This window comes from bacterium, assembly GCA_035281585.1.
Lineage (GTDB): Bacteria > UBA10199 > UBA10199 > DSSB01 > DSSB01 > DATEDP01.
The window spans coordinates 1-5,369 of sequence record DATEDP010000142.1 but is presented as its reverse complement, the minus strand read 5'-3'; the positions used below and the strand labels follow the sequence as shown (position 1 = coordinate 5,369).

Here is a 5,369-nt window from a genome sequence, read left to right as displayed (position 1 = left end):
CCCTCCTGATTCAGGTCCTTCCCCTCGAATCCTTCCTCAAGACCTCAAGTCCGGCCGGAGGTTAAAAGTTTTGCGGTGGAGGAGCGAAAACTCTGGCAGCCTTCGTCAAAAAAGATAAAAGATTCCCCGTGGCAAAGCTCAAAGAGCTTTTCGGCATCGATATCCGCTCGCTGGCCTTGTTTCGTGTCGGGCTGGGGCTGATCATCCTGGCCGACCTGATCAGCCGTTCGGCCGACCTCCGGGCTTTCTACACCGACGCCGGGGTTCTGCCCCGGGCCGCCCTCCTCGAGAATCCGACTTATTTTTGGCCGGTCTCCCTTCACATGCTGAGCGGCTCCCTGACATTTCAAGCCTTCCTCTTTTTGCTGACCGGCTTGGCGGCCTTGGCCCTGATCTTCGGTTACCGCACTCGAGTCGCCACCTTCGCTTGTTGGCTGCTGGTGACCTCGCTCCATGCCCGCAATCAATTCATCAACCAAGCCGGCGACACTCTCCTGCACCTTTATCTCTTTTGGGCGCTATTCCTGCCGCTGGCGGCTTGCTGCTCGGTGGACCGGGGGCCCGACCCGGCGGATTCTAAAATTCCAAAGCAAGTTCTGTCGGGCGGGACGGTGGCTTTGCTCCTGCAAATCTGCTTCGTTTATTGGTTCGCCGCCATCAACAAGTCGGGCGCGCTTTGGCGCGACGGCACCGCGCTCTTTTACGTCTTCAACCTCGACACGATGGTCAAGCCGGCCGGGGCTTTTTTGTTGAGCTATCCGGGCCTGGTCAAATTTCTGGCGAACTTCACGATCTGGATCGAGAGCTGGGGGCCCTTTCTGGCCTTCGTTCCGGTGGCCAACGGCTTTTTTCGAACCTTGGCCGTTTTCCTTTTCGTCGCCTTTCATGCGGGATTGATCGCCACCATGAAGCTGGGCTCTTTTCCCTATATCAGCATCTTGGGCTGGGCGGTTTTCCTGCCGAGCGCCTTTTGGGATCGCCTGCCGAAGATCGGTTGGTGGCGACGGTGGGGGTCTTGGTTTTCCGGTTTTCAGCGGCGGGAAATTAATGTCGGTTCGCAAGGGCTGGTCCATGCCTTGGCGCTGGCGCTCATCGCCTATGTCGGCCTGATGAATTTCGCCACCACCAGCATCGAAAAGTTCCGGCCGGTCTTCATGCAAAAGCAACGATGGCTGGGGAAAGTTTTGGGCATCGACCAGAGCTGGGCGATGTTCGCGCCCGACCCGCTGCTCGAGGATTGGCGCTATTCGGTCCCGGGAAGATTGCGGGACGGAACCGAGGTCGAGCTGCACGGGCCCGACGCGATTCCCAACGTCAAGTGGCGAAAGTACTTCAATTGGATGCCGAAGAAAAACTTCGCGGCGTTTCGCTCCTACTATGGGAATTACCTGTGCCGCGAATGGAATGCCGGGGCTCCCGCGGGAAAGGAGCTCCAGTCGCTTCGGATTTACTACTTGCACGAAACGGTTCTGCCAAATTTTCGGAAATCCGAGACTCGAACCGAGCTTCTATGGGAGCAGGATTGCTCGATTAAGTAACTGAAATCAAACGAGAAATTTCTTAAACCGGCGTTCCTTGGGGATTTTTCTTCCCTGGCGAAAAAAATCCCAATAAGTACAATGAAATACACTCCAAAGGAGAGGGGCCAATGGTATCGTCTCACCGGGTAATAACCATTCTGGGGTTCTCGTTTTTTCTCATTTTATTTTTATCGATGGTGCCGCGAAATTTGCCGGCCCAAGTGACTTGCGGCAATGTCGGCAACGATTGCGACACCGATGGCGAATGCGCCGACGGTGATCCTTGCAACGGTGTCGAGCTCTGCTTCGCATCGGGCGGAGTCGACACCTTCTCGGCTCCAACCTGCCACTGCGCCAGCTCCCTTCCGCCCGACAACACCGTGGCTTGCGCCAGCGATGGGGCTTTCTGCAACGGGACCGAGCTTTGCGTTGCCGGAGCCTGCACCGGCCACACCGGCGATCCCTGCAGCGGCACCGAATGCAACACCTGCAACGAGACCGATGACAATTGCTTCGATCCCGTCAACACCCCCTGCACCGACGACGGCAACTTCTGCACCACCGACGCGTGCAACGGCACCGGGACCTGCGTCAGCAGCCCCAATGATTTCCTTTGCGACGACCAGGTGAATTGCACCGTCAACGACGTCTGCGCCGGCGGCGCTTGCAACGGCGCTCCGGTCCAATGCGACGACAATATCTCTTGTACGCTGGACAGCTGCAATGAAGCCGATGGAACCTGCCAAGCCGACAGCGGCCAGTGCGAATGCCAGACCGACGCCGACTGCGACGACAGCAACGTTTGCACCGATGAATTTTGCTGCACCGATCCGGCGACCTGCAGCCCCGACGTCTTCTTCACCTGCGTCCGCAGCAATAACACCGGCGCCTGCGATGATGGGCTCTTCTGCAACGGGCCCGACACTTGCTCCGGCGGGACTTGCAGCATCCATGCCGGCGATCCTTGCACCAATGGCGAGCAATGCGATGAAACCTGCGATGAGGCCGGAGACAATTGCTTCGCGCCGCTTGGAACCGCCTGCGACGATGGCGACATCCTCACCGTCACCGAGTGCGATGGCGGCGGCAAGTGCTCGACGGTCGAAACCTTCAGCACCCAGGGCAGCACTTTGGGCTGCTCGCTGAATCCCGCGGCCCAAGCTCCCCGGATCGGGCCGGCCCTTGGCTGGAGCGCTTGGCTCCTCAGCCCGATTTAAGCGATCATTGTTCGGGAAATTCCACCATCACTTCATGGACGTAGCACCAGCCCCAGCTCTCGCCCGGCTGGAAGGAGCGCATCACCGGATGCCCCGTTTGGTGGAAGTGACGGGTGGCGTGCTTGTTCTTCGAGCTGTCGCAGCAGCCGACATGCCCACATTGCAGACAAAGCCGAAGGTGAACCCATTCGTCGCCCATTTTGAGGCACTCTTCGCAGCCTTCGGGAGTTCGAGGCGAAACATCCGGTAGATTTTCGAAATCATGGCAATTGTTCATAGCGATTGCGTCATTCTATGGGTCCTCAGGCTTTCAGTCGATAGCCGGTTTTGAAGATCCAGCGCACCACCCCCAAGCAGACGACGAGGAAAACCAAGGTCACCCCCAAGCTGATGCCCACGCTGAGGTCGGAAACCCCGTAAAAGCTCCAGCGAAAGCCGTTGACCAGATAGACGACCGGGTTGAAGAGGGTGATCTTTTGCCACAGCGGCGGCAACATGTGGATGGAGTAGAAGCTGCCGCCGAGGAAGGTCAGCGGCGTGATGATCAGGAGCGGAATGAGCTGCAGCTTTTCGAAGCCGTCGGCCCAAATCCCGATGATGAAGCCGAAGAGGCTGAAGGTCACCGAGGTCAGCAGCAGGAAGGCGATCATCCAGACCGGATGGGCGATGTGGTAGTCGACGAAGACCCGGGCGGTGGCCAGGATGATCAAGCCGATCATGATCGATTTGCTGGCGGCGGCCCCGACATAGCTGATGACGATTTCCAGGTAGGAGATCGGGGCCGAGAGGATTTCGTAGATCGTCCCGGTGAATTTGGGAAAGTAAATGCCGAAAGAAGCGTTGGTGATGCTTTGAGTCAGAAGCGAGAGCATTACCAAGCCCGGGATGATGAAGGCGCCGTAGCTGACGCCGTCGATCTCGGTCATCCGAGAGCCGATCGCCGAGCCGAATACCACGAAATAGAGCGAAGTCGAGAGGACCGGCGAGACGATGCTCTGCAGCAGGGTGCGGAATGTCCGGGCCATCTCGAAGAGATAGATCGCCCGGATGGCGTGAAAGTTCATGAGGGGTCCCTCACCAAGTCGACGAAGATGTCCTCCAGCGAGCTCTGGCTGGTCTGGAGGTCCTTGAAATCGATGCCCAGCTCGCCGAGCCGCCGCAAGAGCAGGGGAATTCCTTTTTGCTCGCCCTGGGCGTCGAAGGTGTAGAGCAGGTCGTTGCCGCCGTGCAACAACTCCAGCCGGTATTCGGCAAGCTCGGGCGGGATTCGCTCCAGCGGATGTTGCAAATGCAGGGTCAATTGCTTCTTGCCGAGCTTTTCCATCAAGGTCTTCTTTTCTTCGACCAGGATGATCTCACCCTTATTGATGACCCCGATCCGGTCGGCCATCTCCTCGGCTTCCTCGATATAGTGAGTCGTCAAAATGATGGTGACGCCGGAGGCCCGCAAAGCCCGGACCATCTCCCACATGTCGCGGCGCAGCTCGACGTCGACGCCGGCGGTCGGCTCGTCGAGGAACAGGATGCTCGGCTCGTGGGACAGGGCCTTGGCGATCATCAAGCGCCGCTTCATGCCGCCGGACAGGGTCAGGATCTTGCTGTCCTTGCGGTTGAAGAGCGAGAGGTCTTTCAAAACCTTCCCGATGTAAGCCGGGTCGGCCGGCTTGCCGAACAAGCCGCGGCTGAAGCTGACCGTGGCCCATACCGTCTCGAAGGCGTTGGTGGTCAGCTCCTGCGGCACCAGCCCGATCTTGGAGCGGGCCGCCCGGTAGTCTTGGAGGATGTCGTGGCCGTCGGCCAGCACCGTTCCGCTCGAGGGATTGACGATCCCGCAGATGATATTGATCAAGGTCGTCTTGCCGGCGCCATTGGGGCCGAGGAGCGCGAAGATCTCGCCTTTTCGGATCTCGAGGTTGACAGCCTTGAGGGCCTGAAAACCGGAGGCATAGGACTTATTAAGATCGGAGATGCGGATAATCGGGGTCACGGAGGATTTTCATAGTTCCCCGGTTCCAAGCTGTCGAGAGGAAAGATCGTTAAGGTTTCAAGGGCTGGCCATAGATGATGTAAGCGTATTTCCCGTCGGTTTTGAAGAGCAGGTCCTCGGTCCCGTCCTTGTTTTCGTCCACCAAGAAGAGCTCGCGCAGCGATTCGGTGATCGGCATGGCGAATTGGCGTTTATCCTCCGAGCAACTGGAATTTTGATAGCAGGCCATGAGGCTCAAGGTGGCCATGCGGATCGGCTTGCTTTCGCTCGGAAAGTCTTCTTGGGTGATGCGCAAGGGTTGCCGCACCGGCATCGGGCATTCTCCGCGATAAATCGAAAATCGGTCCTGGCCCAAAGGAGTCAAATCGCCGATCTTGAGGACGTCTTCGAATTTCATCCGTTCTTTCCAGACCGCGGCGTCGAAACGCTCCATGCCTTGGAACTTGATGCCGCAAGCTGTGACCGGCAGCAGAGGGGGCCCAACTTCGGGCTGGATGCTGGCGTTGGGGCCGGCATCGACCGGGTTCGCTTCAGGTGGGGGAGGGACTTGAACCGGTTCTTGGGGAGTGGAGGGCTCGTCATCGCATCCACTCAGGATGGCGCTGGCCACGAGCAATCCGCCGGCGGCGACCAAAAGAGGCAGCA

General features: G+C 58.6%; 6 protein-coding genes. 2 read left to right on the top strand and 4 right to left on the bottom strand.

From position 1 onward, the window contains the following. The first annotated feature begins 128 nt into the window (after positions 1-128). Both VJR29_13150 and VJR29_13145 read left to right on the top strand, forming a co-directional pair. On the top strand, positions 129-1,538 hold the full coding sequence (locus tag VJR29_13150; protein ID HKY64354.1) for an HTTM domain-containing protein: 1,410 nt from the start codon (positions 129-131) through the stop codon (positions 1,536-1,538). 191 nt (positions 1,539-1,729) lie between these two features. Further along, positions 1,730-2,737 carry a hypothetical protein gene (locus VJR29_13145; GenBank protein HKY64353.1) on the top strand — a complete coding sequence of 336 codons (1,008 nt, stop codon included), beginning with the start codon at positions 1,730-1,732 and terminating at the stop codon, positions 2,735-2,737. Between the two features lie 4 nt (positions 2,738-2,741). Here VJR29_13145 and VJR29_13140 read toward each other — a convergent pair whose 3' ends face one another. From VJR29_13140 to VJR29_13125, 4 genes are all read right to left on the bottom strand, one after another. Beyond that, positions 2,742-3,014 (bottom strand): UBP-type zinc finger domain-containing protein, encoded by a 273-nt coding sequence (locus tag VJR29_13140; GenBank protein HKY64352.1) that lies wholly within the window; start codon positions 3,012-3,014, stop codon positions 2,742-2,744. 25 nt (positions 3,015-3,039) lie between these two features. Next, positions 3,040-3,801: an ABC transporter permease gene (locus VJR29_13135; protein HKY64351.1), complete on the bottom strand. Its 762-nt coding sequence runs from the start codon at positions 3,799-3,801 to the stop codon at positions 3,040-3,042. Further along, a complete protein-coding gene (locus tag VJR29_13130; GenBank protein ID HKY64350.1) occupies positions 3,798-4,724 on the bottom strand; it encodes an ABC transporter ATP-binding protein in 927 nt (308 codons plus the stop codon). Before VJR29_13130 ends, VJR29_13135 begins: the two co-directional genes overlap by 4 nt. 49 nt (positions 4,725-4,773) lie before the next feature. Beyond that, the coding region (locus VJR29_13125; GenBank protein HKY64349.1) for a hypothetical protein at positions 4,774-5,369 on the bottom strand (596 nt) is incomplete at its 5' end.